The organism is Agromyces sp. NPDC058484 (assembly GCF_042720415.1).
GTDB lineage: Bacteria > Actinomycetota > Actinomycetes > Actinomycetales > Microbacteriaceae > Agromyces.
The window spans coordinates 56,453-76,693 of sequence record NZ_JBHXMP010000003.1 but is presented as its reverse complement, the minus strand read 5'-3'; the positions used below and the strand labels follow the sequence as shown (position 1 = coordinate 76,693).

Annotated in this window: 21 protein-coding genes and 1 tRNA gene; 13 read left to right on the top strand and 9 right to left on the bottom strand. The window is 70.0% G+C overall.

Features of this window, described 5'->3' with window-relative positions:
- Positions 1-64 precede the first annotated feature (64 nt).
- Together ACFWN7_RS03925 and ACFWN7_RS03920 are read left to right on the top strand one after the other, a co-directional pair.
- Positions 65-1,312, top strand: a complete 1,248-nt coding sequence (locus tag ACFWN7_RS03925; RefSeq protein ID WP_376937413.1) for a sensor histidine kinase — start codon at positions 65-67, stop codon at positions 1,310-1,312.
- Positions 1,309-1,989 (top strand): response regulator, encoded by a 681-nt coding sequence (locus tag ACFWN7_RS03920; RefSeq protein WP_376937412.1) that lies wholly within the window; start codon positions 1,309-1,311, stop codon positions 1,987-1,989. The genes ACFWN7_RS03925 and ACFWN7_RS03920 overlap by 4 nt, the downstream gene beginning before the upstream one ends.
- 39 nt (positions 1,990-2,028) lie before the next feature.
- On the opposite strand, the gene ACFWN7_RS03915 is transcribed toward ACFWN7_RS03920, so the two are convergent.
- Positions 2,029-2,511, bottom strand: a complete 483-nt coding sequence (locus ACFWN7_RS03915) for a hypothetical protein (RefSeq protein ID WP_376937411.1) — start codon at positions 2,509-2,511, stop codon at positions 2,029-2,031.
- Positions 2,512-2,672: 161 nt separating this feature from the next.
- Here ACFWN7_RS03915 and ACFWN7_RS03910 point away from each other — a divergent pair, with 161 nt between their 5' ends.
- From ACFWN7_RS03910 to rlmB, 4 genes are read left to right on the top strand one after another with little or no spacing between them, the layout of a single operon-like run.
- Entirely contained in the window at positions 2,673-3,155 is a 483-nt protein-coding gene (locus tag ACFWN7_RS03910; protein WP_159603022.1) for a CarD family transcriptional regulator, read from the top strand.
- 40 nt (positions 3,156-3,195) lie between these two features.
- Positions 3,196-4,401, top strand: a complete 1,206-nt coding sequence (gene ispD, locus ACFWN7_RS03905) for a 2-C-methyl-D-erythritol 4-phosphate cytidylyltransferase (protein ID WP_376937410.1) — start codon at positions 3,196-3,198, stop codon at positions 4,399-4,401.
- Positions 4,402-4,445: 44 nt separating this feature from the next.
- On the top strand, positions 4,446-5,885 hold the full coding sequence (gene cysS / locus ACFWN7_RS03900) for a cysteine--tRNA ligase (RefSeq protein WP_376937409.1): 1,440 nt from the start codon (positions 4,446-4,448) through the stop codon (positions 5,883-5,885).
- Positions 5,882-6,913 (top strand): 23S rRNA (guanosine(2251)-2'-O)-methyltransferase RlmB, encoded by a 1,032-nt coding sequence (gene rlmB, locus ACFWN7_RS03895; RefSeq protein WP_376937408.1) that lies wholly within the window; start codon positions 5,882-5,884, stop codon positions 6,911-6,913. The genes cysS and rlmB overlap by 4 nt, the downstream gene beginning before the upstream one ends.
- 9 nt (positions 6,914-6,922) lie before the next feature.
- Here the strand turns inward: rlmB and ACFWN7_RS03890 are convergent, their stop codons facing one another.
- Entirely contained in the window at positions 6,923-8,242 is a 1,320-nt protein-coding gene (locus tag ACFWN7_RS03890; RefSeq protein WP_376937407.1) for a DUF4032 domain-containing protein, read from the bottom strand.
- A gap of 99 nt (positions 8,243-8,341) precedes the next feature.
- Entirely contained in the window at positions 8,342-9,442 is a 1,101-nt protein-coding gene (locus ACFWN7_RS03885; protein ID WP_376937406.1) for an ABC transporter ATP-binding protein, read from the bottom strand.
- A 272-nt stretch (positions 9,443-9,714) separates the two neighbouring features.
- Between ACFWN7_RS03885 and ACFWN7_RS03880 the strand changes: the two genes are divergently transcribed.
- The 3 genes from ACFWN7_RS03880 (at position 9,715) to ACFWN7_RS03870 (ending at position 11,954) form a co-directional block, all read left to right on the top strand.
- Positions 9,715-10,653, top strand: a complete 939-nt coding sequence (locus ACFWN7_RS03880; protein ID WP_376937405.1) for a DsbA family protein — start codon at positions 9,715-9,717, stop codon at positions 10,651-10,653.
- Between the two features lie 108 nt (positions 10,654-10,761).
- Positions 10,762-10,834 (top strand) — tRNA-Thr (locus ACFWN7_RS03875).
- A gap of 1 nt (position 10,835) precedes the next feature.
- A complete protein-coding gene (locus ACFWN7_RS03870) occupies positions 10,836-11,954 on the top strand; it encodes a DMT family transporter (RefSeq protein WP_376937404.1) in 1,119 nt (372 codons plus the stop codon).
- Here the strand turns inward: ACFWN7_RS03870 and ACFWN7_RS03865 are convergent.
- Positions 11,951-12,505, bottom strand: a complete 555-nt coding sequence (locus tag ACFWN7_RS03865; RefSeq protein WP_376937403.1) for a nitroreductase family protein — start codon at positions 12,503-12,505, stop codon at positions 11,951-11,953. The two genes, ACFWN7_RS03870 and ACFWN7_RS03865, sit on opposite strands and share 4 nt — an antisense overlap.
- Positions 12,506-12,508: 3 nt before the next feature.
- Positions 12,509-12,910, bottom strand: a complete 402-nt coding sequence (gene msrB / locus ACFWN7_RS03860) for a peptide-methionine (R)-S-oxide reductase MsrB (RefSeq protein WP_376937402.1) — start codon at positions 12,908-12,910, stop codon at positions 12,509-12,511.
- Between the two features lie 191 nt (positions 12,911-13,101).
- On the opposite strand from msrB, the gene ACFWN7_RS03855 reads away from it, so the two are divergent.
- The 4 genes from ACFWN7_RS03855 (at position 13,102) to groL (ending at position 16,213) form a co-directional block, all read left to right on the top strand.
- Complete coding sequence (locus tag ACFWN7_RS03855; RefSeq protein WP_376937401.1) at positions 13,102-13,401, top strand: DUF3263 domain-containing protein; 300 nt, start codon at positions 13,102-13,104, stop codon at positions 13,399-13,401.
- Between the two features lie 29 nt (positions 13,402-13,430).
- Positions 13,431-13,979, top strand: a complete 549-nt coding sequence (locus ACFWN7_RS03850) for a LytR C-terminal domain-containing protein (protein ID WP_376937400.1) — start codon at positions 13,431-13,433, stop codon at positions 13,977-13,979.
- Positions 13,980-14,184: 205 nt separating this feature from the next.
- The gene (locus ACFWN7_RS03845; protein WP_376937399.1) at positions 14,185-14,388 is read left to right on the top strand and encodes a cold-shock protein; all 204 of its coding nucleotides are present in this window, start codon (positions 14,185-14,187) and stop codon (positions 14,386-14,388) included.
- Between the two features lie 205 nt (positions 14,389-14,593).
- The gene (gene groL / locus ACFWN7_RS03840) at positions 14,594-16,213 is read left to right on the top strand and encodes a chaperonin GroEL (protein ID WP_376937398.1); all 1,620 of its coding nucleotides are present in this window, start codon (positions 14,594-14,596) and stop codon (positions 16,211-16,213) included.
- A gap of 212 nt (positions 16,214-16,425) precedes the next feature.
- Here groL and ACFWN7_RS03835 read toward each other — a convergent pair whose 3' ends face one another.
- The 4 genes from ACFWN7_RS03835 to ACFWN7_RS03820 all read right to left on the bottom strand — a co-directional run bounded on the left by ACFWN7_RS03835 (position 16,426) and on the right by ACFWN7_RS03820 (position 20,153).
- Entirely contained in the window at positions 16,426-16,716 is a 291-nt protein-coding gene (locus ACFWN7_RS03835) for a WXG100 family type VII secretion target (protein ID WP_376937397.1), read from the bottom strand.
- Positions 16,717-16,840: 124 nt separating this feature from the next.
- A complete protein-coding gene (locus ACFWN7_RS03830; protein ID WP_376937396.1) occupies positions 16,841-18,694 on the bottom strand; it encodes an ATP-binding protein in 1,854 nt (617 codons plus the stop codon).
- Positions 18,695-18,726: 32 nt separating this feature from the next.
- Positions 18,727-19,419, bottom strand: a complete 693-nt coding sequence (locus tag ACFWN7_RS03825; protein WP_376937395.1) for a response regulator transcription factor — start codon at positions 19,417-19,419, stop codon at positions 18,727-18,729.
- Between the two features lie 29 nt (positions 19,420-19,448).
- The gene (locus ACFWN7_RS03820; protein ID WP_376937394.1) at positions 19,449-20,153 is read right to left on the bottom strand and encodes a helix-turn-helix transcriptional regulator; all 705 of its coding nucleotides are present in this window, start codon (positions 20,151-20,153) and stop codon (positions 19,449-19,451) included.
- Positions 20,154-20,241: the final 88 nt, after the last annotated feature.

Sequence of the window (20,241 nt, the reverse complement as noted above, 5' to 3'; positions counted from 1 at the left end):
ACCTACCCGCCGCCGTTCGGGGAAGCGTGAACCGCGCGCTTCGGGGCTGGTTATGGTGGGAGCCATGGACCCCATCTGGGTGGTGCTGACGGCACTGGCCTTCGGCATCTTCCTCGGCGCCGCCTTCATGATCGTGCTGCACATGGCCGAGCGGCGCGGATCGAGCGCCGCAAGAGTCGTCGCGCCCACGATCCCCGACGGCGTCGACCAGGTGCTCGAGGTGCTGGAGTCAGCCGGCATCGTGCTCGACCCGTCGAACAACGTGCTGAAGGCCTCGCCCGGCGCGCTGGCGATGGGCCTCGTGCGGCAGCAGTCGCTCGTGCATGCCGAGTTGCTCGAGCTCGTGGCATCCGTTCGACGCACTGGTGAGCCGGTCGACCGGGAGCTGACCGTGGCGCGCGGTCCGTTCGGTGAGTCGACGCTCCGGCTTCGGGTGCTCGTCGCCCGGCTCGGCACGCGGTTCGTGCTGGTGCTGGCCGATGACCGCACCGAGGCCCACCGCCTCGACGAGGTGCGACGCGACTTCATCGCGAACATCAGCCACGAGCTGAAGACGCCGATCGCCTCGGTGAGCCTCCTCGCCGAGGCCCTCGATCGCGCGGCCGACGAGCCGGAGCAGGTGCGCCGGTTCGCGGGTCGGCTCTCGGTCGAGGCGACGCGCCTCGCGCACATCACGAGCGAGGTCATCGAGCTCTCCAGGCTCCAGGCGCACGACGCGCTGCGGCCCGATGTGCTCGTGGGCATCGACGAGATCATCGCCGCGGCGGCCGACCAGAACCGCGTCGTCGCCGCGTCGAAGCGCGTCGACGTGGCGGTTCGCGCCTCGACGAAGGCGCACGTCTACGGCGACCGGGCACTCATGGTCGTCGCCGTGCACAACCTGGTCGCCAATGCGATCGCCTACTCGAACGAGGGCGGCCGGGTGGGCGTCGGGGCGAAGGTGGTCGACGACACGGTGGAGATCGCGGTCACCGATCAGGGCATCGGCATGGCGTCCGACGAACTCGACCGGGTGTTCGAGCGCTTCTATCGCGTCGACCAGGCCCGCTCGCGCAACACCGGCGGTTCCGGCCTCGGACTCAGCATCGTGAAGCACACCGTGCAGAACCACGGCGGCGACGTGCGCGTGTGGTCGCAGCCCGGTCGCGGCTCGACGTTCACGATCCGCCTGCCGATCGCGGAGTGGAGCGGCGGCGATGCCCCGCCCGCCCCTCCCGGCGCCGAGAAGGGCGCGAACGATGCCGCGGCGGATGTCGCGGCTCACGCACTCGCGACGGAACCCGTCGCACCGAATCGAGGAGAACCCACGTGACCCGCATCCTGCTCGTCGAGGACGAGATCGCCCTCAGCGACCCGCTCAGCTTCCTGCTCGAGCGCGAGGGGTATGACGTGGAGGTCGCGGAGGACGGACTCTCGGCCGTCACGGCGTTCGACCGGCAGGGCGCGGACCTCGTGCTGCTCGACCTCATGCTGCCCGGCCTGCCCGGCACGGAGGTGTGCCGCGAGCTCCGATCGCGTTCCACGGTGCCGATCATCATGCTCACGGCGAAGGACTCCGAGGTCGACATCGTGGTGGGCCTCGAGCTCGGAGCCGATGACTACGTGACGAAGCCGTACTCGACGCGGGAGCTGCTCGCGCGAATCCGGGCGGTGCTCCGCCGCCGCCTCGAAGTAGCGGATTTCGACGAGGCGGTCCTCGAAGGCGGGCGCGTGCGCATGGACGTCGACCGGCACACGGTGGAGGTCGACGGCGCGGTCGTGCCCATGCCGCTCAAGGAATTCGAGCTGCTCGAACTGCTCATGCGGAATACCGGGCGCGTGCTCACCCGCGGGCAGCTCATCGACCGAGTGTGGGGCTCGGACTACTTCGGCGACACCAAGACGCTCGACGTGCACATCAAGCGCATCCGCTCGAAGATCGAACGGCAGCCGTCGGAGCCGGTGCAGCTCGTCACCGTGCGCGGCCTCGGCTACCGCTTCGAGGGGTAGCGGGTGCCGCCGGCGCGCCGCATGCGGCGGTGATCGGCCCTACGGCGCCAGGTCGGCGTACTCGGGCAGGCGGCTGTCGAGCACCGGCACCTGCTTCTCGACGCCCTCGGCGTCGCCGTACTGGAAGTAGATCGGCAGGAGCGCACCCGGCTGGGTGCCGATCCCCTCGAGCAGGAGCGGTTCGAGCACGTCGATGCCTTCGACGTCGTCGACACCGAAGGCGACCGTGGCGCCCGATTCGACCTCGACGGTCTGCGTCTCGCCGCTGCCGGCACCGACCTGCACGCCGAGCTCGACGTCGTCGTCGCCGTTGTTCACGACGGTCATGATGAGGTTGCCGTCTTCGCCGTCGTCGCTGATGACGAGGACGTTGCGCAGGTGGAGGTCGCCGACGTTCGCCGAGACACCGTCGCTCGGTTCGTACTTCTCGGTGGTGGCCTGGTAGGTGACCATCGAGCAACCGCTCGCGACCAGCACGAGACCGATGGCCAGAGCAGCGGATGCCGCGAGACGCGCCTTCACAGAACCTCCAAGTGCGAGCGTGCGCGCGAAGCGATCCGGGCCCGCGCGAGGGAATCGAGTCCGAGTGTAGCCTACGGCGCGGCCTCGGCCTGGGAGGGGTGGCGAACCTTAGCACGATCCTGAATGTGATATCCTGAAAGTTGCCGAAAGGACATACATTCATGCTTTTTGAGGTTGGCGAGACCGTCGTTTACCCCCACCACGGAGCCGCAACGATCACCGAAGTGAAGAAACGGATCATCAAGGGTGAAGAGAAGCTCTACCTCAAGCTGAACGTCACGCAGGGCGACCTCGTCATCGAGGTCCCGGCCGAGAACGTCGATCTCGTCGGCGTGCGCGACGTCATCGGCAAGGAGGGCCTCGACAGGGTCTTCGAGGTGCTTCGCGCTCCCTTCACCGAGGAGCCCACCAACTGGTCCCGTCGCTACAAGGCGAACCTCGAGAAGCTCGCCTCCGGCGACGTCATCAAGGTGTCCGAGGTCGTGCGCGATCTCTGGCGTCGCGACCAGGATCGCGGCCTCTCCGCGGGCGAGAAGCGCATGCTCGCGAAGGCACGCCAGATCCTCATCTCCGAGCTCGCGCTCGCCGAGAAGACCGACGAGGAGCAGGCCTCGACCGTGCTCGACGAAGTGCTCGCCTCCTAGCCGCACACTCGATCACCGGCATGGTGGATACGCTCGACCCATGAGCGACCCGACCACCGCCGTCATCGTCGTCGCCGCGGGCAGCGGCACCCGGCTCGGCCATCCCGAGCCGAAGGCATTCGTGCCGCTCGGCGACGACACGATTCTCGGCGTCGCCCTCGATGCCGTCCTCGGCATGCACGAGACGCCTCACATCGTGGTGGTCGTGCCGGGCGACCGTGTCGACCAGACCCGGTCGCGCCACGAGCCGGCCGCGGCCGCGGCGTCCGCTGCATTCGACGTCGTCGCCGGTGGCGCCACTCGACAGGAATCGGTCTCGCGCGGGCTCGCGGTGCTCCCGCGCGCCGTCGACGTCGTGCTCGTGCACGACGCGGCACGGCCGCTGACGCCGTCGATCGTGTTCGACGAGGTCGCGGCCGCGGTGCGTTCACGTCGTCGAGGCGTCGTGCCGGCGCTCGACGTCGTCGACACGATCAAACGGGTCGGGTCGCACGGTCGCGTCGTCGAGACCGTCGATCGCGCCGAGCTCGCGGCCGTGCAGACGCCGCAGGGCTTTCCGCGGGTTGCGCTGCAAGAGGCGTATGTCGCCGCGACGACCGAGTTCACGGATGACGCGGCGCTCGCGGCATCCGCGGGGCTCGCGATCGACGTGGTGCCGGGCGACACGCGCGCATTCAAGATCACGGTGCCCGCCGACCTTCGCCGCGCGGAGGCGATCGTCGCCGAGCGGGTCGGGGCCCGTGGAGCCCGCGGACCCGGCGGCCCGGCGACGATGCCGCGCGTCGGCACCGGCATCGACGTGCACGCGTTCGCCGACGACCCCGACGCACCGCTCTGGCTCGCCGGCCTGCACTGGCCGGGGGAGCGCGGGCTCTCGGGGCACAGCGACGGCGACGCGGCCAGTCATGCCATCTGCGACGCCCTGCTCGCCGCGGCCGGCCTCGGCGATGTCGGCGCGGTGTTCGGCACCGGCGACCCGCGATTCGAGGGCGCGCACGGGGAGGTGTTCCTCGCCGAGACGGTGCGCCGTGTGCGCGAGGCGGGGTACGTCGTCGGCAACGTCACGCTGCAGGTCATCGGCAACCGCCCGAAGCTCGCGCCCCGCCGTGCCGAGGCGGAGGCGCTCCTGTCGGGGATCGTCGGCGCGCCCGTGAGCGTCGCTGCCACCACGACGGATGCGCTCGGCTTCACCGGTCGCGGAGAGGGCGTCGCAGCGATCGCGACGGCACTCCTCGTCCGGGCCTGATCGCGCCCCGTCTGACGTCGGTTCGCCGCCGGTAGTCTTGACGCGTGACCGTGCGACTCTACGACTCCAAGGCTCAGGCCCTGCGTGACTTCGTGCCCCTCCGCGAGGGGCGCGTCGGCATGTACGTCTGCGGTCCGACGGTGCAGTCGAGCCCGCACATCGGCCATCTGCGCAGCGCCCTGGTCTACGACATCCTCCGCAGGTGGCTGTCGTACCGCGGTTTCGACGTGGACTTCGTGCGAAACGTCACCGACATCGACGACAAGATCCTGGCGGCGTCGGCCGAGGAGGCCGAGGCCGGCGACGGCCGCACCGAGCAGTGGTGGGCACTCGCGTATCGCGTCGAACTCGAGTTCACCGCGGCGTACGGCCTGCTCGGCATCCTCGCGCCGACGTACGAACCGCGCGCCACCGCGAGCGTGCAGCAGATGCAGCAGCTGATCGCTCGGTTGATCGAGCGCGGCCACGCATACCCCGCACCGGATGCCTCGGGCGACGTGTACTTCGACACCGCGAACTGGCACGCCTACGGCGAGCTCACCCGCCAGTCGCGCGACCACATGGAGGCGGCGGCCGACGCCGACCCCCGCGGCAAGCGGGACCCGCGCGACTTCGCCCTCTGGAAGGGCCGCAAGGAGTCCGAGCCCGAGTCCGCATCCTGGCCGTCGCCGTGGGGCGACGGCCGGCCCGGCTGGCACATCGAGTGCTCCGCAATGGCGACCAGGTACCTCGGCGCCGAGTTCGACATCCATGGCGGTGGGCTCGACCTTCGCTTCCCGCACCACGAGAACGAACTCGCCCAGTCGACGGCGGCGGGCGACGCATACGCGAGGTACTGGGTGCACAACGGGCTCGTGAACGTCGGCGGCCAGAAGATGTCGAAGTCGCTCGGCAACTCGGTGTACGCGGGCGAACTGCTCGGGCTCGCCTCGCCGCTCGCCGTGCGCTACCTGCTGGGCGCCGCGCACTACCGCTCGACCCTCGACTACTCGCCGAACTCGCTCGCCGAGGCCGAGGCCGCGGTCGACCGCATCCGCACGTTCCTCGAGCGCGTGGAGCGACGCCTCGCGGGCACGCGGTTCGCGGGCGTCGGCAGCCCGCTCATCCCCGACGCCTTCGCCGCGGCGATGGACGACGATCTCGGGGTGCCGCAGGCGCTCGCGGTGCTCCACGACACCGCGCGCGCGGGCAACCAGGCGCTCGACGACGAGGAGCTGCACGACGCGGCCGCCATGCACGGACAGGTCGTCGCCATGGTCGAGGTGCTCGGCATCGACCCGCGCGACCCGCACTGGGCGCCCGCGGATGCCGGGCCTGCGGCATCCGCCCTCGACGCCCTCGTCACCCGCCTCATCGAAGACCGGCAGGCCGCCCGTGCGGCGAAGGACTTCCCCGTGGCCGACCGGATCCGCGCCGAGCTCTCGGCGGCGGGCATCACCATCGAAGACAGCCAGACCGGCACGCATTGGAGCTTGGGATCATGAAGGGCAGCAGCGGCAAGTCTCGCGCCGGAGCCGTGCGCAAGGGCGGCAAGGGCGCCGCCGGCAAGCAGGTCGGCACCGGAGGCCACGGGCGCAAGGCCCTCGAGGGCAAGGGTCCGACGCCGAAAGCAGAAGATCGCGCCTGGCACCCCGCGGGCAAGCGGAAGGCCGCCGAGGAGCGGTACAAGGCCGCAGGCGGCAAGGGCAGGGTCGCCGGTCAGGGCCAGCGCGCCGGGGCACCGCGCGGTGCCTCCGGCGCCTCGCGGCGGGCGAAGTCGGGCGATGAGTCCGAGATCGTCACGGGCCGCAACTCGGTCGTCGAGGCACTCCGTGCCCGCATCCCCGCGTCGACGCTCTACGTGGCCGCTCGCGTCGAGATGGACGACCGCGTCAAGGAGGCGCTGAAGCTCGCGACCAACCGCGGCATCCCGATCCTCGAGGTGTTGCGCCCCGAGCTCGATCGGCTCGCGGGCGAGGGCGGCGTGCACCAGGGCCTCGCGCTCAAGGTGCCGCCGTACGAGTACGCCCACCCGATCGAGGTGCTCGACGAGGTGCTCGCTCGCGATGAGACACCCCTGCTCGTGGCGCTCGACGGCATCACCGATCCGCGCAACCTCGGCGCGATCCTGCGCTCGACGGCCGCGTTCGGCGGGCAGGCCGTCATCGTGCCGCAGCGACGCTCGGTGGGGGTGAACTCGGCCGCCTGGAAGACCTCGGCCGGTGCTGCCGCCCGCGTGCCGGTGGCGATGGCGGCGAACCTCACGCAGACGCTCAAGACCCTGAAGGAGCGCGGCGTCTTCGTGCTCGGCCTCGACGGCGGCGGGGATGTCTCGCTGCCGGGCCTCTCGTGGGCCGACCGTCCGATCGTGGTCGTCGTCGGCAGCGAGGGCAAGGGGCTGTCGCGGCTCGTCGCCGAGACGTGCGACGCCGTCGTGTCGATTCCGATCAGCGCGTCGACCGAGTCGCTGAACGCCGGCATCGCGGCATCCGTCACCCTCTACGAGATCTCGAAGCTGCGCGCGTCTCGCTGACGAGCGAGCTCAGACCTTCAGGCGCCAGTCGTTCTCGTCGTCGGGATCGACGGCGGCGATCGACGAGGTGTCGGGCGGAACGACGTCGATGCTGGTCGTGATCGACCCGGTCGGCGGCCCGATCACGGTCGCCTCGTCGCGCCGGTGTCGCAGAACGGTGTTCACGTACGACGTCACGGCCTCGGCGAGGGGGACATCGTGACCGGACTGCTGCGCCAGGAACCAGCGGTGCTCGAGCAGTTGGTGGAACACCTCGGCGGGCTCGAGCTTGCCCCGGAGCTCAACCGGGATCGCCCGCACCACGGGCTCGAAGACGCGCATCAGCCACTCGTGCGCGACCATCTCCTCATCGAAGTCCGACTTGCCGTACGCGGCGCGATACGAGTCGAGGTCGTTCAGCAGCCGGCGCGCCTGGTTCTCTCCGGCATCGAGGCCGGTGAGCCGAAGGAGTCGCCGCTGGTGGTGGCCCGCGTCGACGACCTTCGGCTGGATGCGCACCGTCGTGCCCGTGTCGTCGGTCTTGATCGCGAGTTCCTCGATGTCGAAGCCGAGCTCGTTCAGGCGGTTGACCCGTTCGTTGATGCGCCAGCGCTCGGCGGTCGAGAAGGACTCGGAGCCCGTGAGCTCCGTCCACAGGCTGCGGTACGCCTCGACGATGCCGTTCGAGATGTTCACGGGGTCGAGCTCGTCGGCGACCCGGCCGCCCGCCTCGAGGTCGAGCAGCTCGCCGGCGATGTTCACCCGGGCGATCTCGAGGTCGTTCTCGCGTTGGCCGTTCGAGAGTCCGCCCTCGTAGAGCTTGCCGGTCTCGGCGTCGACGAGGTAGGCGGCGAATGCCCCCGCGTCGCGACGGAACAGCGTGTTCGACAGCGACACGTCGCCCCAGAAGAACCCGACGATGTGCAGGCGCACGAGGAGCACCGCGAGCGCGTCCACGAGCCGTGTCGCCGTGTCTGGTCGGAGCGTCTGCGAGAACAGCGCGCGATACGGCAGCGAGAACCGGAGGTGGCGGGTGACGAGCACCGGCTTCAGGGCCTCGGCCTCGGCATCCGTGCGGTTCGTGATGACCGCCACCGGTTCGACGCACGGGATCTCGAGGCGCTGCAGCATCCGGAGCATCTCGTACTCGCCCTTGGCCATCTCGGCCGTCGTCTCCTTGATCGCGACGACATGCCCGGCGAGATGGGCGAAGCGCACGAGGTGCCGCGAGATGCCCTTCGGCAGCGCCGCGATGGTCTCGTTCGGCCAGGATTCGAGGGGGAGCTCCCATGGGAGGTCGAGAAGGGCGGGGTCGGCCATGGCCGAGGTGATGGAGAGTGAACCGCTCATTGCAGTTCAGCGTAGCCGCGGTTCACCCTGCGCATGGAAACGGCGATGCCGGCCGGGCCGAGGGCCCGACCGGCATCATCGGTCTGCGATGCGGGTGTATCAGCTGACGACCGCCCGGTTGCCGAGGCGCTCGCCCGACTCGGCATCGAAGACGTGCACGTGGTTCGGCGTGGCGGTGAGGTACACGCGCTCTCCGGCGTTCGGGTGTGCGCGGCCGTCGACGCGGGCGACGATGTCGGTGCGCTTGCCCTCGACGATCGAGTGCCCGTAGAGGTAGCCGTCGGCGCCGAGCTCCTCGACGAGGTCGACGTCGACCGCGAGGCCCTCGCCCTCGTGCGGCGACACGACGATGTCCTCAGGTCGCACGCCGATGGTCGCGACCTTGCCGGTCGACTGGGCGAGCGTCTCGCGGTCGACCGGGACGGTGGCGGTGCCGAACATGATGCCGTCGTCGACGAGGTCGGCATGGAAGAGGTTCATCGCCGGCGAGCCGATGAAGCCCGCGACGAACACGTTCTGCGGCTTCTCGTAGAGGTCGCGCGGGGTGCCGACCTGCTGGAGGAGGCCGTCTTTCAGCACGGCGATGCGGTCGCCCATTGTGAGCGCCTCGGTCTGGTCGTGCGTGACGTAGACCGTCGTGACGCCGAGCCGGCGCTGGAGGGAGGCGATCTGGGTGCGGGTCTGCACGCGGAGCTTCGCGTCGAGGTTCGACAGCGGCTCGTCCATGAGGAACACCTGGGGCTGGCGCACGATCGCACGGCCCATGGCGACGCGCTGGCGCTGACCGCCCGAGAGGGCCTTCGGCTTGCGGCTGAGGTAGGGCTCGAGGTCGAGGAGCTTCGCCGCCTCGAGCACCCGCGCCGCGCGCTCCTCCTTGCCGACGCCCGCGATCTTGAGCGCGAAGCCCATGTTCTCGGCCACGGTCATGTGGGGGTACAGCGCGTAGTTCTGGAAGACCATCGCGATGTCGCGGTCTTTCGGGGGCACGTCGGTGACGTTGCGGTCGCCGATGAAGATGTTGCCCTCGTTGACCTCTTCGAGGCCGGCGAGCATGCGGAGCGACGTGGACTTGCCGCAGCCCGACGGGCCGACGAGCACGAGGAACTCGCCGTCGGCGATGTCGAGGTCGAGCTTGTCGACGGCCGGGCGGGTGCCTCCGGGATAGAGGCGGGTGGCGTTGTCGAACGTGACTGTTGCCATGGTTCTGCTTCTCCTTCACCGGCAGGTACGTGCCGGACGATCCGTTGTGAATGGAATGCGTCGACGTTGACGCCTCCTCAGTATCGCATGCGGTGCGGGTGCGCACGTGCCACGCGCGGATGCCGCGGACGCCGGGGTCCATCGGGTGCTCGCACCCGGTGCACGGCCCGCGCGCGGCATCCGCTTGGGTGATTCCCAGACACCCTCCCTACTATCGTGGGTGCGTTCGCGTGCATACGCGCGCGCCCTCACAGCAACCGGAGTGACCCTCGATGACCTACGGCGGATCCAGCCAGCCACGCCCGACCCGTAACGAACGCAGAGAAGCGGCGCGCGAGAAGGCGCGCCTCCTCCGCGAGGAGCACAAGAAGCGCGAGCGTCGCAACAGATTCCTCATCCAGGGCGGGATCATCGTGGCGGTGCTCGCGATCGCGGCCCTCGTGGTCACCCTGATCGTGCAGAACACGCGGCCCGCGGGCCCCGGCCCCCTGAACATGGCGAGCGACGGCATCCTGCTGACCGCGGGCGACGACGGCGGCGTCACCGTCGTCGAGACACCCGCGCTCGCCGCAGGCGAGGCGCCCACGCCCACCGTGCCAGATGAGAGCGGCACCGTGGCGAACATCGTCGTGTACGTCGACTACCTGTGCCCGTTCTGCGGCGACTTCGAGGCGACGAACTCCGAGTCGATCCGCACCATGGTCGAAGAGGGAGCCGCGACCCTCGAGGTGCACCCCGTCGCGATCCTCACGAACAAGTCGGCGGGCACGCAGTACTCGCTGCGCGCCGCGAATGCGGCCGCGTGCGTGGCGGATGCCTCGCCCGAGTCGTTCTGGGACTTCAACGCCCTCCTGTTCGAGAACCAGCCCGAGGAGGGCTCTTCCGGTCTCTCGAACGACGAGCTCAAGGCGTTCGCCGGCGACGCGGGGGCGTCGAGCCTCCCTGCGATCGAGCGGTGCATCGATGACACGCAGTTCAAGTCATGGGTGCAGGATGCCACCAACCGAGCACTCACCGAACCCGTGCCGAACTCCGACCTCCCGTCGATCACCGGCACTCCCACCGTGCTCGTGAACGGGCAGCAGTACGGCGGCTCGCTCGAGGATCCGGCCGAGTTCCAGTCCTTCGTGCTCCAGGCGACGAGCGCGACGTTCAACGACTCCGAGTCCACGCCGACGCCGACGCCCACGCCGACGGCACCGGCGCAGTAGCGGCATCCGACCCGGGGGTCCGGCTGGTGCCGGGCCATCGCCCCGTCGGGAGTTCGCGCTGCCGGGAGTTTCGCACTCTCGGTAGGATGTGGGAGAGGATCCTCCCTCGCCGGCTTGGCGCAATTGGTAGCGCACCGCTCTTGTAAAGCGGTGGTTGCGGGTTCGAGTCCCGCAGCCGGCTCTTGACCGAACATACGCGCACGGATGCCGCGGCCTCGACCGACCCGGCTGAACGGGCAGCCACCCCTCGGCCGAACGAGGCTTCGCCCGAACCGCCGGTCCCGCACGGGCACCGGCACGCGCACGCCGAGACGACGCGCCTCCCGTACTGGCTCGCGATCGTCTTCGCGCTCGCGTGCGGCGCGCTCACCGCCGCGCAGTCCCGCATCAACGGCGAGCTCGCCCGTGCCATCGACGACCCGTACTCGGCCGCGACGATCACCTTCGGCAGCGGACTCGTGATCCTCCTCTTCGCACTCGGCGTGTGGCGACCCGGGCGGCGCGGCCTCGCGAACGTGACGGCGGCGCTCCGCGACCGGCGGCTCGCGTGGTGGATGGTGCTCGGCGGACTCGCGGGCGCCTGGTTCGTGACGACCCAGGGGCTCTCGGTCGGCATCATCGGAGTGGCCCTCTTCACCGTCGCGATCGTGGCGGGCCAGACGCTAGGCGGCGTCGTGTTCGATCTGATCGGCCTCGGACCGGGCGGCCGCCGACCGCTGACGCCGACCCGCGTCGGGGGTGCGGCGCTCGCGCTGGTCGCTGTCTCGTGGGCCGTCTCGGCGCAGCTGGCGCGCGACATGCCCCTCGTGCTCATGCTCCTGCCATTCGTGGCGGGCGTCGGCGCCGGCTGGCAGCAGGCCGTCAACGGCCGCGTGCGCAGCATCGCCGAGAGCGCCCTCACGGCGACGGTCGTCAACTTCGCCGTCGGAACCGTGGCGCTCGTCACGGTGATGCTCGTGCACGCGGCATCCGCCGGCTGGCCCGAGTCGCTTCCGGGCGAGTGGTGGCTGTACGCGGGCGGCGCAGTCGGTTGCATCTTCATCGCCGGACAGGCGGTGCTCGTACGCATCGTCGGAGTGCTCGTGCTGGCGCTCTGCGGCGTGGCCGGCCAGCTCGCGGCGGCCCTCTCGCTCGACCTGCTGCTGCCGACCGCCGGAGGCTCCGTCGACGTCGCGACGATCGGCGGCACGGTGCTCGCGCTCGTCGCGGTCATGATCGCGGGCGTGCGATGGTCGCGGCGCAGGCACGTCGCCGTCGCACCGACTGCGGCCGCCGCAGCGCACGCGGCGCCGCCACCCTAGTCGAGCGTGGTCAGGCGCGCGGCGGCGATGGGGTGGCCGTGGCGGCCGGCCCGGCGGCCGGCCGGCACGCCGCCGACGTAGAGCCAGCCGAGCAGGCGCTCGTTCGCTGCCAGGCCATGCATATCGGCGACGAGCGGATGCCGCGTGTGCGGCCCGGTGCGCCACATGACGCCCCATCCCGCCTCGTCGAGCAACAGGCTGAGCAGGTGCGCGACGCCCGAGGCAGACGCCTCCTGCTCCCATTCGGGCACCTTCGCGTGCCCCGGCGTCGTGACGACGACGACTGCCAGCAGCAATGGGGCGCGCAGGGGCTTTCCGGCGAGCTTCGTCGCGGCATCGCCCTCGGCGCCGGCCGCGCCGACGAGTGCCGCGCCGAGTCGTTCCCGTGCAGAGCCTCGCAGCGCGATGAGGCGCCATGGCCGGAGCGAGGCGTGGTCGGCGACGCGGGCCGCGCCCTCGAGCAAGATCATGAGGGCCTCGTCGTCGGGTGCGGCATCCGTCACCTTCGACGACGACCTCCGCAGGAGCGCCGCCTCGAGGGCGGTGGCCACGACTCAGGACTCCGCAGTGAAGCCGAGCGAGATCGAGTTCATGCAGTAGCGATCGCCGGTGGGCGTTCCGAACCCGTCGGGGAAGACGTGGCCGAGGTGCGAGCCGCAGTTCGCGCATCGGACCTCGGTGCGCACCATGCCGAGCGTCGTATCCTCGCGGAGCTCGACCGCCTCGGGGCGAACCGACTCGTAGAAGCTCGGCCAGCCGCAGCCCGAGTCGAACTTCGTGCCGCTCTTGAAGAGCTCCGCTCCGCACGCGGCGCAGGTGTACACGCCCGCGCGCTCCTCGTCGAGGAGGTCGCCCGTCCAGGGGCGCTCGGTCGCGGCCTCGCGCAGCACCGCGTATTGCTCGTCGTCGAGTTCGGCGCGCCACTGCTCGTCGGTCTTGTTCACGGGGTACGCCATGAGTGTTCCTTCCGGTCGGTTGCGCCGACGGTCAGACACCATCGTCGCAGGTCATCCTGCACTCGTTGCAACATCCGACGGATGCCGCGTGTTCCGCCCGGCCGCACACGCCGCCGCCGCTCGGCGGCCTCACGGGCGGATGTCCCTAGGATGTGCTGCAGGCGGGGGTTCCGCCGCACGATGGGAGGACCATGAGCGCCGAGCCGATCGCCGCCCGCGGCGACGCGGAGGGCGGCCTCGACGAACGCTCGGTGCGCGTGCTCGAGTTCGAAGCTCGGGCGTGGCAGCAGGCCGGGCTCAAGGCGGAGGCGATCCGGGAGGAGTTCGGCATCTCGGGAGCCCGGTACTATCGGATCCTCGGCGAGCTCATCGATTCGCCTGCGGCGCTCCGGCACGACCCGATGCTCGTCAAGCGCCTGCAGCGGATGCGCGAGGCGCGTGCGGCGACGCGCGCGCGTCGCTCGCTCCCGACCGGCCGCATGCTCGACTGAGCGCGGCCCCGACCCCGACGACTGGACCCATGGCGCAGAAGTTCCCCCGCGATCGTTTCGACTCCATCCCGCACGGCATCGAGCGGGTGGGTGCGCATCGCGCGCCCGCGCGTCGCGGAGCGCGCTGGGTCGCGTTCGGCTGGGCGGCCCTCGCGACCCTGGTGCTCGTGGCGGTCGGCATCGGCGCCGTCGTCGTCTTCAACGACCGCCTGAACTTCGGCGATCCCGGCGCGGCGCAGACGCCGACGCCGACGCCGATCGCCACCGCCCCGCCCACGGTGGCCCCCGATGTCCCGGTCACCGTGCTGAACGGCACGACCACCACCGGGCTCGCCGCCCGCGCGGGCGAGGCGCTCGTCGCGGCCGGCATCCCGGTGGGCACGACCGCGAACGCGAGTGCCAGCGACCTCACCGAGACCGTGGTGTACTACGCGACCGGCGATCTCGAGGGCGCGGCGCGCGGCGTGGCCCAGGCCCTGCCCGAAGCGGACGTGCGGCTCTCGGAGCAGTTCGCCCAGATCGGCACCCCGCTCGTGGTCGTGCTCGGTTCCGACTATGCGGCGGCGACGGGCGGCTGATCGCAGGCGAATCGTTGCCATTCTGCGACATTTCCTTGCGTGGAGACCCTTGTGCCGCAGTATCTCGTCGTTGTTATCTGGACGTGGTCGCTCTATCCGTGTGAACGTCCGGTGCCGCTTGCGGCGCTCTGTCAGCACGAACGAGGGGGCCCGGTACAGGCGACAGGCACGTGCTGATCGATACACGGCAGTTTGGGAGCAACGCATGGCGAACGGAACCGTCAAGTGGTTCAACGCTGAAAAGGGTTATGGGTTCATCACCGTCGACGGCGGGGGCCAGGACGTCTTCGTCCACTACTCCGCGATCGACATGGCGGGCTACAAGGTGCTCGAAGAGGGCCAGCAGGTCGTCTTCGAGGTCGGCTCCGGTTCGAAGGGGCCGCAGGCCGAGGCCGTCCGCCCCGCCTAGACCACCCACGTGAACGCGCCGCCGGTGAACACGGGCGGCGCGTTCTCCCGTTGCGCGCGGCCCGCGGCGCGGAGAACAACGGTCCGCTGACCGAGCTCGCTTGCACTCGTGCCGGTAGAGTGCCAGAATCGTCTTAGCACTCACGCGTTTTGAGTGCTAACCCAACGAATCTTTGAAGACGTCCGGGAAAGGACGAGAAACACACATGGCAAAGATCATTGCTTTCAACGAGGAGGCCCGTCGCGGGCTCGAGCGCGGCCTCAACCAGCTCGCCGACGCCGTGAAGGTGACCCTCGGCCCCCGCGGTCGCAACGTCGTGCTCGAGAAGAAGTGGGGCGCGCCCACGATCACGAACGACGGTGTGTCGATCGCCAAGGAGATCGAGCTCGACGACCCGTACGAGAAGATCGGCGCAGAGCTCGTCAAGGAGGTCGCCAAGAAGACCGACGACGTCGCGGGCGACGGCACCACCACTTCCGTCGTGCTCGCCCAGGCGCTCGTGCGCGAGGGCCTCCGCAACGTCGCCGCCGGCGCCGACCCGATCTCGCTGAAGCGCGGCATCGAGAAGGCCGTCGAGGCCGTCTCCGCCGAGTTGCTGACGGCCGCCAAGGAGATCGAGACCAAGGAGGAGATCGCCGCGACCGCGTCGATCTCGGCCGCCGACGAGCAGATCGGCGCCATCATCGCCGAGGCCATCGACAAGGTCGGCAAGGAGGGCGTCGTCACCGTCGAGGAGTCGAACACGTTCGGCACCGAGCTCGAGCTCACCGAGGGCATGCGCTTCGACAAGGGATACCTGTCGGCGTACTTCGTCACGGACCCCGAGCGCCAGGAGGCGGTCTTCGAGGACCCGTACATCCTCATCGTCAACGGCAAGATCTCGAACATCAAGGATCTGCTCCCCATCGTCGACAAGGTGATCCAGACGGGCAAGCAGCTGCTCATCATCGCCGAGGACGTCGACGGCGAAGCGCTCGCGACGCTCATCGTGAACAAGATCCGCGGCATCTTCAAGTCGGTCGCCGTCAAGGCTCCGGGGTTCGGCGACCGCCGTAAGGCGCAACTGCAGGACATCGCGATCCTCACCGGCGGCCAGGTCATCTCCGAGGAGGTCGGCCTCAAGCTCGAGAACGCCACTCTCGACCTGCTCGGCCAGGCTCGCAAGGTCGTCATCACGAAGGACGAGACCACGATCGTCGAGGGTGCGGGCGACCACGAGGCCATCGCCGGCCGCGTCGCGCAGATCCGGGCCGAGATCGAGAACACCGACTCGGACTACGACCGCGAGAAGCTCCAGGAGCGCCTCGCCAAGCTCGCCGGCGGCGTCGCCGTCATCAAGGCGGGGGCGGCCACCGAGGTCGAGCTCAAGGAGCGCAAGCACCGCATCGAGGACGCCGTCCGCAACGCGAAGGCAGCCGTCGAGGAGGGCATCGTCGCCGGTGGCGGCGTCGCGCTCATCCAGGCCGGCGCGAAGGCGTTCGCGAACCTCGACGTCTCGGGCGACGAGGCGACCGGCGCCAACATCGTGAAGGTCGCCATCGAGGCGCCGCTCAAGCAGATCGCCCTCAACGCGGGCCTCGAGCCGGGCGTCGTCGCGAACAAGGTCGCGGAACTCCCCGACGGTCACGGCCTGAACGCCGCGTCCGGCGAGTACGGCGACCTGCTCGCGCAGGGCATCATCGACCCCGCCAAGGTGACCCGATCTGCGCTGCAGAACGCCGCGTCGATCGCCGGCCTCTTCCTCACGACCGAGGCCGTCGTCGCCGACAAGCCCGAGAAGAACCCGGCTCCGGTCGGCGACCCGACGGGCGGCATGGACTTCTAAGTCCGAACAATCCACGGCCGCACGGTCTGCTTCGCGCGATGGGCGTCTCCTCCGGGAGACGCCCATCGTCGTGTGTCGGGAGAAACAGCGAGGCCGCAATCGTCCGATGGCGGGCGGCGCCATCGGACGTTCCCACCGGACATCGGGGAATCGACCGACCTCGTTGTCGAATGTGGTGATCGTCGCGCCGTGCTCGGCGGCGTGCTTCGCGATCAGCGCAGGAACAGCCGCGCGTTCGCCTGCTCGGCGTCGGCATACTGGGTCGCCGCGATGCCCAGCGCGTGGCTCAGGTGGGCGAGGCTCTGCTCGACCTGCGTCTGCGTCGCACGCCAGTCGGTCACGGCCCCCTGGAAGGCGGTCGCGGCCTGCCCCGACCACGACGACTGCAATCCGGTGAGCTGGCCGAGCAGCGACGACACCTCGGCTTGGATGCGGCCGATCGTTCCCTGCACGGTCTGGGTGGCGGCCGAGACCTGCGCGGCGTCGACGTGATAGGTGGTCATGGGGTTCCCCTTCGGTCGGTGGTGGGGCCACACTATGGCGGCTCACGCTCGCGAGCTGTCGCGGGCCTCCCGCCCGTGTGCGGCATCCGGAACCGGAGGGCTCCTGAGGACGAGTCGAGTCGACTCAGCCCGCCACGACCGACTGCGGCGCCGCCGCGGAGCCCGCGAGCGGGAGGGACACGCGGAACGTCGCACCACCGCCGGGCGTCTCGACCACGTCGACCGCGCCGTTGTGCGCGGCGACGATGGACGAGACGATCGCGAGGCCGAGCCCCGAGCCGCCGGTCTCCCGTGTGCGCGACGTGTCGGCGCGCCAGAACCGCTGGAAGATCTTCTCCCGGATCTGCGGCGGGATGCCCTCGCCGTGGTCGACGACCTCGATCATCGCCCGCTCGGCGGCGTCGTCGATCGAGACGCGGATGTCGATGGGACTGTCGTCGGAGGTGAACCGGTTGGCGTTCGCCATGAGGTTCGTGATGACCTGGCGGAGCTTGTTCTCCTCGGCGAGCACGAGGGCGCGTCGCACCTGCGCGAGCGCCGGCGCGTCGGGTGCGGCCGTGCCGGGTGCGACGGGGGCGGCGGTCGCTTCCGCATCCGCGGCCGAGGTGTGCACCCTCGCCGGGTGCCGTTTCGATGCACCGGATGCCCCGGCGCCCGACTTCTGGCCCGAGCCACGGCGGCCCGAGCCGCCGGTCGTCTCGCCACGTTCGCCGCGTTCGCCGCGTTCGCCGCGCGGGCGCCGGCCCCGGAGACGGGCGAGCGTCGCCCCGGCGAACGAGATCGCCCCCGTCGCCGGCCGGTCGGCGGGTTCCAGTTCGACCTCGAGCTCCGGTGACGGCGTGCTGCTCGAGTCGGGCTCCTCGGGCGCGATCACCGTGACGGTGCGACCCGGATGCGCGGCCATGGCGTCGAGGGCGGCGTCGCGTGCGATCGGCACGAGATCGACTTCGGCGAGCTCGAGCGGCTTCGCCTCGTCGAGGCGGGCGAGCGCGAGGAGGTCCTCGACGAGGCCGCCCATGCGGATGGCCTCCTTCTCGATGCGGTCCATCGCCTGCGCGACCTCGTCGGGCGTCTGGAGCGCGCCCATGCGGTAGAGCTCGGCGTACCCGCGCACCGAGACCAGGGGAGTGCGCAGTTCGTGCGAGGCGTCGCCGACGAAGCGGCGCATCTGCTCGATCGTGCGTGCGCGGTCGCGGAACGCACGGTCGATGCGGTTCAGCATCGTGTTGAGAGAGCGGTTGAGGCGCCCGACCTCGGTGTTCGGGGTGGCTCCGCCGAGCCGCTGGCCGAAGTCGCCGTCGGCGATCGCTGCAGCGGTGCGCTCCACCTCGCGCAACGGCGTGAACGTGGTCGTCACGAGCATGCGCGTGAGCAGGGCGCCGACGAGCACGACGCCGAGGCCGAACCCGAGGAAGATCGTGAGGTACACGCCGAGCAGGCGCTCGGTGTCCTTCGATGAGATCGCGATGACGATGGGCGCGTAGTTCCCGCGTGGGTCGGCAGTCAGGAGTGCGCTGACGGCGCGGAAGGTCGGCTGGCCGTTCGCGTCGTCGAGCTGGTAGACGAGGTACTTGCCGCCGTTCTGCGCGTTCGTCTCGGTGACGTCGGCCTGCGTCAGCACCGCCGGGTACTCGGGGATGTTCTCGGAATCGCGGCCCTTCCAGTTGTGCCCGACGAACGCGCCGGTCTCGGAGTCGTAGATCGCGACGAAGACCTCGTCGGACGAGGTGAAGGTGAGATCGCTGAGGTCGGCCGAAGCGTCGGGCCGCCCGCCGTCGTCCTCGAAGTACTTCATGAGGTTGCCCGCGGCGATGGTGTCGAGTTTCGACGCCATCTGCTCCTCGACGTAGGAGCGGAGCATCGCCGCGGTGCCGATGCCCGAGACGAGGAGCCCGAGGGTGAGCATCAAGACGGTCACACCGGTGATCTTGGTGCGAAGCGAGATGCGGTTCCATCGCTCGGTGATCGTCTGATGCATGGCGGGGCCGAGTCTAGGCGGCGGAACCTGTGTCAGGGCTTGGAGGACTTCAGCATGTACCCGAATCCTCGCTTGGTCTGGATCAACGGTTCGGAGGAGTGCTGGTCGAGCTTGCGGCGCAGGTACGAGATGTAGCTCTCCACGATGCCCGCGTCGCCGTTGAAGTCGTACTCCCAGACGTGATCGAGGATCTGCGCCTTCGACAGCACCCGGTTCGGGTTCAGCATGAGGTAGCGCAGCAGCTTGAACTCGGTTGGGGAGAGCTCGACCGGGACGTCGCCCACGAGCACCTCGTGCGTGTCCTGGTCCATCGTGAGCTCGCCCGTGCGGATCACCGCGTCTTCCTCGGCGTGCATGGTGCGGCGCAGGATCGCCTTGATGCGCGCGACGATCTCGTCGAGGCTGAACGGCTTCGTGACGTAGTCGTCGCCGCCCACGGTGAGCCCGGTGATCTTGTCCTCCGTGTCGTCCTTCGCGGTGAGGAAGAGGATCGGCGCGGTGTACCCGGCGGTGCGCAGTCGCTTCGTCACGCCGAACCCGTTCATGTCGGGCAGCATGACATCGAGGATGATCAGGTCGGGCTCCTCTTCGAGCACGGCCGAGATGGTCTGGGCGCCGTTGCCGACGGCCCGCACGGCGAAACCGGCGAACCGGAGGCTCGTCGTGAGGAGGTCGCGGATGTTCGGTTCGTCGTCGACGATGAGAATGCGTGGTCCATCGCTCATGCACCGATTATCTTGACGTTCGCTGAAACTCAGCTGTGAGTCATGTGGGTGAGCGAGCGGTGGTGACCTGACGAGCCGGCGATGCGGATGCAGCATCCGCCCGATCCGGGATCGAGACGCACCCGCTCGGGGTCGTCGCCCACGGCGTCGGCCATGCCGCGGAGCATCGCGTGGTTGAGGTCGCAGACGACGCCGGGGTTCTCGCGCGCCAATCGATGGAACGGGCAGGTGCCGAGCACGGTGTCGTCGCCCTCCGCCCTCGGCTCGAGGCCGGCGTGCTCGAGCGCATCGTCGAGGTCGGCGGATGCCGCGGCGAGACGCCGCCCGGCATCGGTCGCCGCGAGGCGCAGCGCGTCGCGCACCGGCACGCCCTCGTCGACCGCGCGACCGATCGCCCGGGCCATGACCTCGCCTGCGAGCTCGTAGTGGCGGCGGGGCACCGTGAGGGAGACCTCCTCATCTGCGCGCAGGTACACCTTTGCGGGCCGGCCCGACCCGGGGCCGGTTCGGCCGGTGAGCCTGCGGAACTCGGTGGCGAGCAGCCCGGCGTCCGCGAGGCGTTCGAGGTGGAACGCCGCCGTGCTCCGCGCCAGCCCGAGCGCCGCGGCGACCCGGTCGCGGCTGAGCGGCTCGGGGCTGCGCGACACGGTCTCGTAGACGCGTCGACGCACCGGGTCGGCGAGTGCCGTCACCGCGGAGAGCGGGTCGTGCCGTCGTCGGTCGTCGGATGCCATGGTGAGATCATAATCTAAAATCAAGCCGTATTGACAAAAGAATCGGGCGGGCCTAGCGTCGGCATCCAGGAGACATCGACAGAGTGAC

Bases quoted from the DNA above. Each gene is read 5' to 3' on its own strand.
- ACFWN7_RS03925 (WP_376937413.1), top strand. From the start codon at position 65: ATGGACCCCATCTGGGTGGTGCTGACGGCACTGGCCTTCGGCATCTTC.
- ACFWN7_RS03910 (WP_159603022.1), top strand. From the start codon at position 2,673: ATGCTTTTTGAGGTTGGCGAGACCGTCGTTTACCCCCACCACGGAGCC.
- ispD (WP_376937410.1), top strand. From the start codon at position 3,196: ATGAGCGACCCGACCACCGCCGTCATCGTCGTCGCCGCGGGCAGCGGC.
- rlmB (WP_376937408.1), top strand. From the start codon at position 5,882: ATGAAGGGCAGCAGCGGCAAGTCTCGCGCCGGAGCCGTGCGCAAGGGC.
- ACFWN7_RS03890 (WP_376937407.1), bottom strand. From the start codon at position 8,242: ATGAGCGGTTCACTCTCCATCACCTCGGCCATGGCCGACCCCGCCCTT.
- ACFWN7_RS03885 (WP_376937406.1), bottom strand. From the start codon at position 9,442: ATGGCAACAGTCACGTTCGACAACGCCACCCGCCTCTATCCCGGAGGC.
- ACFWN7_RS03880 (WP_376937405.1), top strand. From the start codon at position 9,715: ATGACCTACGGCGGATCCAGCCAGCCACGCCCGACCCGTAACGAACGC.
- msrB (WP_376937402.1), bottom strand. From the start codon at position 12,910: ATGGCGTACCCCGTGAACAAGACCGACGAGCAGTGGCGCGCCGAACTC.
- ACFWN7_RS03855 (WP_376937401.1), top strand. From the start codon at position 13,102: ATGAGCGCCGAGCCGATCGCCGCCCGCGGCGACGCGGAGGGCGGCCTC.
- ACFWN7_RS03850 (WP_376937400.1), top strand. From the start codon at position 13,431: ATGGCGCAGAAGTTCCCCCGCGATCGTTTCGACTCCATCCCGCACGGC.
- ACFWN7_RS03845 (WP_376937399.1), top strand. From the start codon at position 14,185: ATGGCGAACGGAACCGTCAAGTGGTTCAACGCTGAAAAGGGTTATGGG.
- groL (WP_376937398.1), top strand. From the start codon at position 14,594: ATGGCAAAGATCATTGCTTTCAACGAGGAGGCCCGTCGCGGGCTCGAG.
- ACFWN7_RS03835 (WP_376937397.1), bottom strand. From the start codon at position 16,716: ATGACCACCTATCACGTCGACGCCGCGCAGGTCTCGGCCGCCACCCAG.
- ACFWN7_RS03830 (WP_376937396.1), bottom strand. From the start codon at position 18,694: ATGCATCAGACGATCACCGAGCGATGGAACCGCATCTCGCTTCGCACC.
- ACFWN7_RS03825 (WP_376937395.1), bottom strand. From the start codon at position 19,419: ATGAGCGATGGACCACGCATTCTCATCGTCGACGACGAACCGAACATC.
- ACFWN7_RS03820 (WP_376937394.1), bottom strand. From the start codon at position 20,153: ATGGCATCCGACGACCGACGACGGCACGACCCGCTCTCCGCGGTGACG.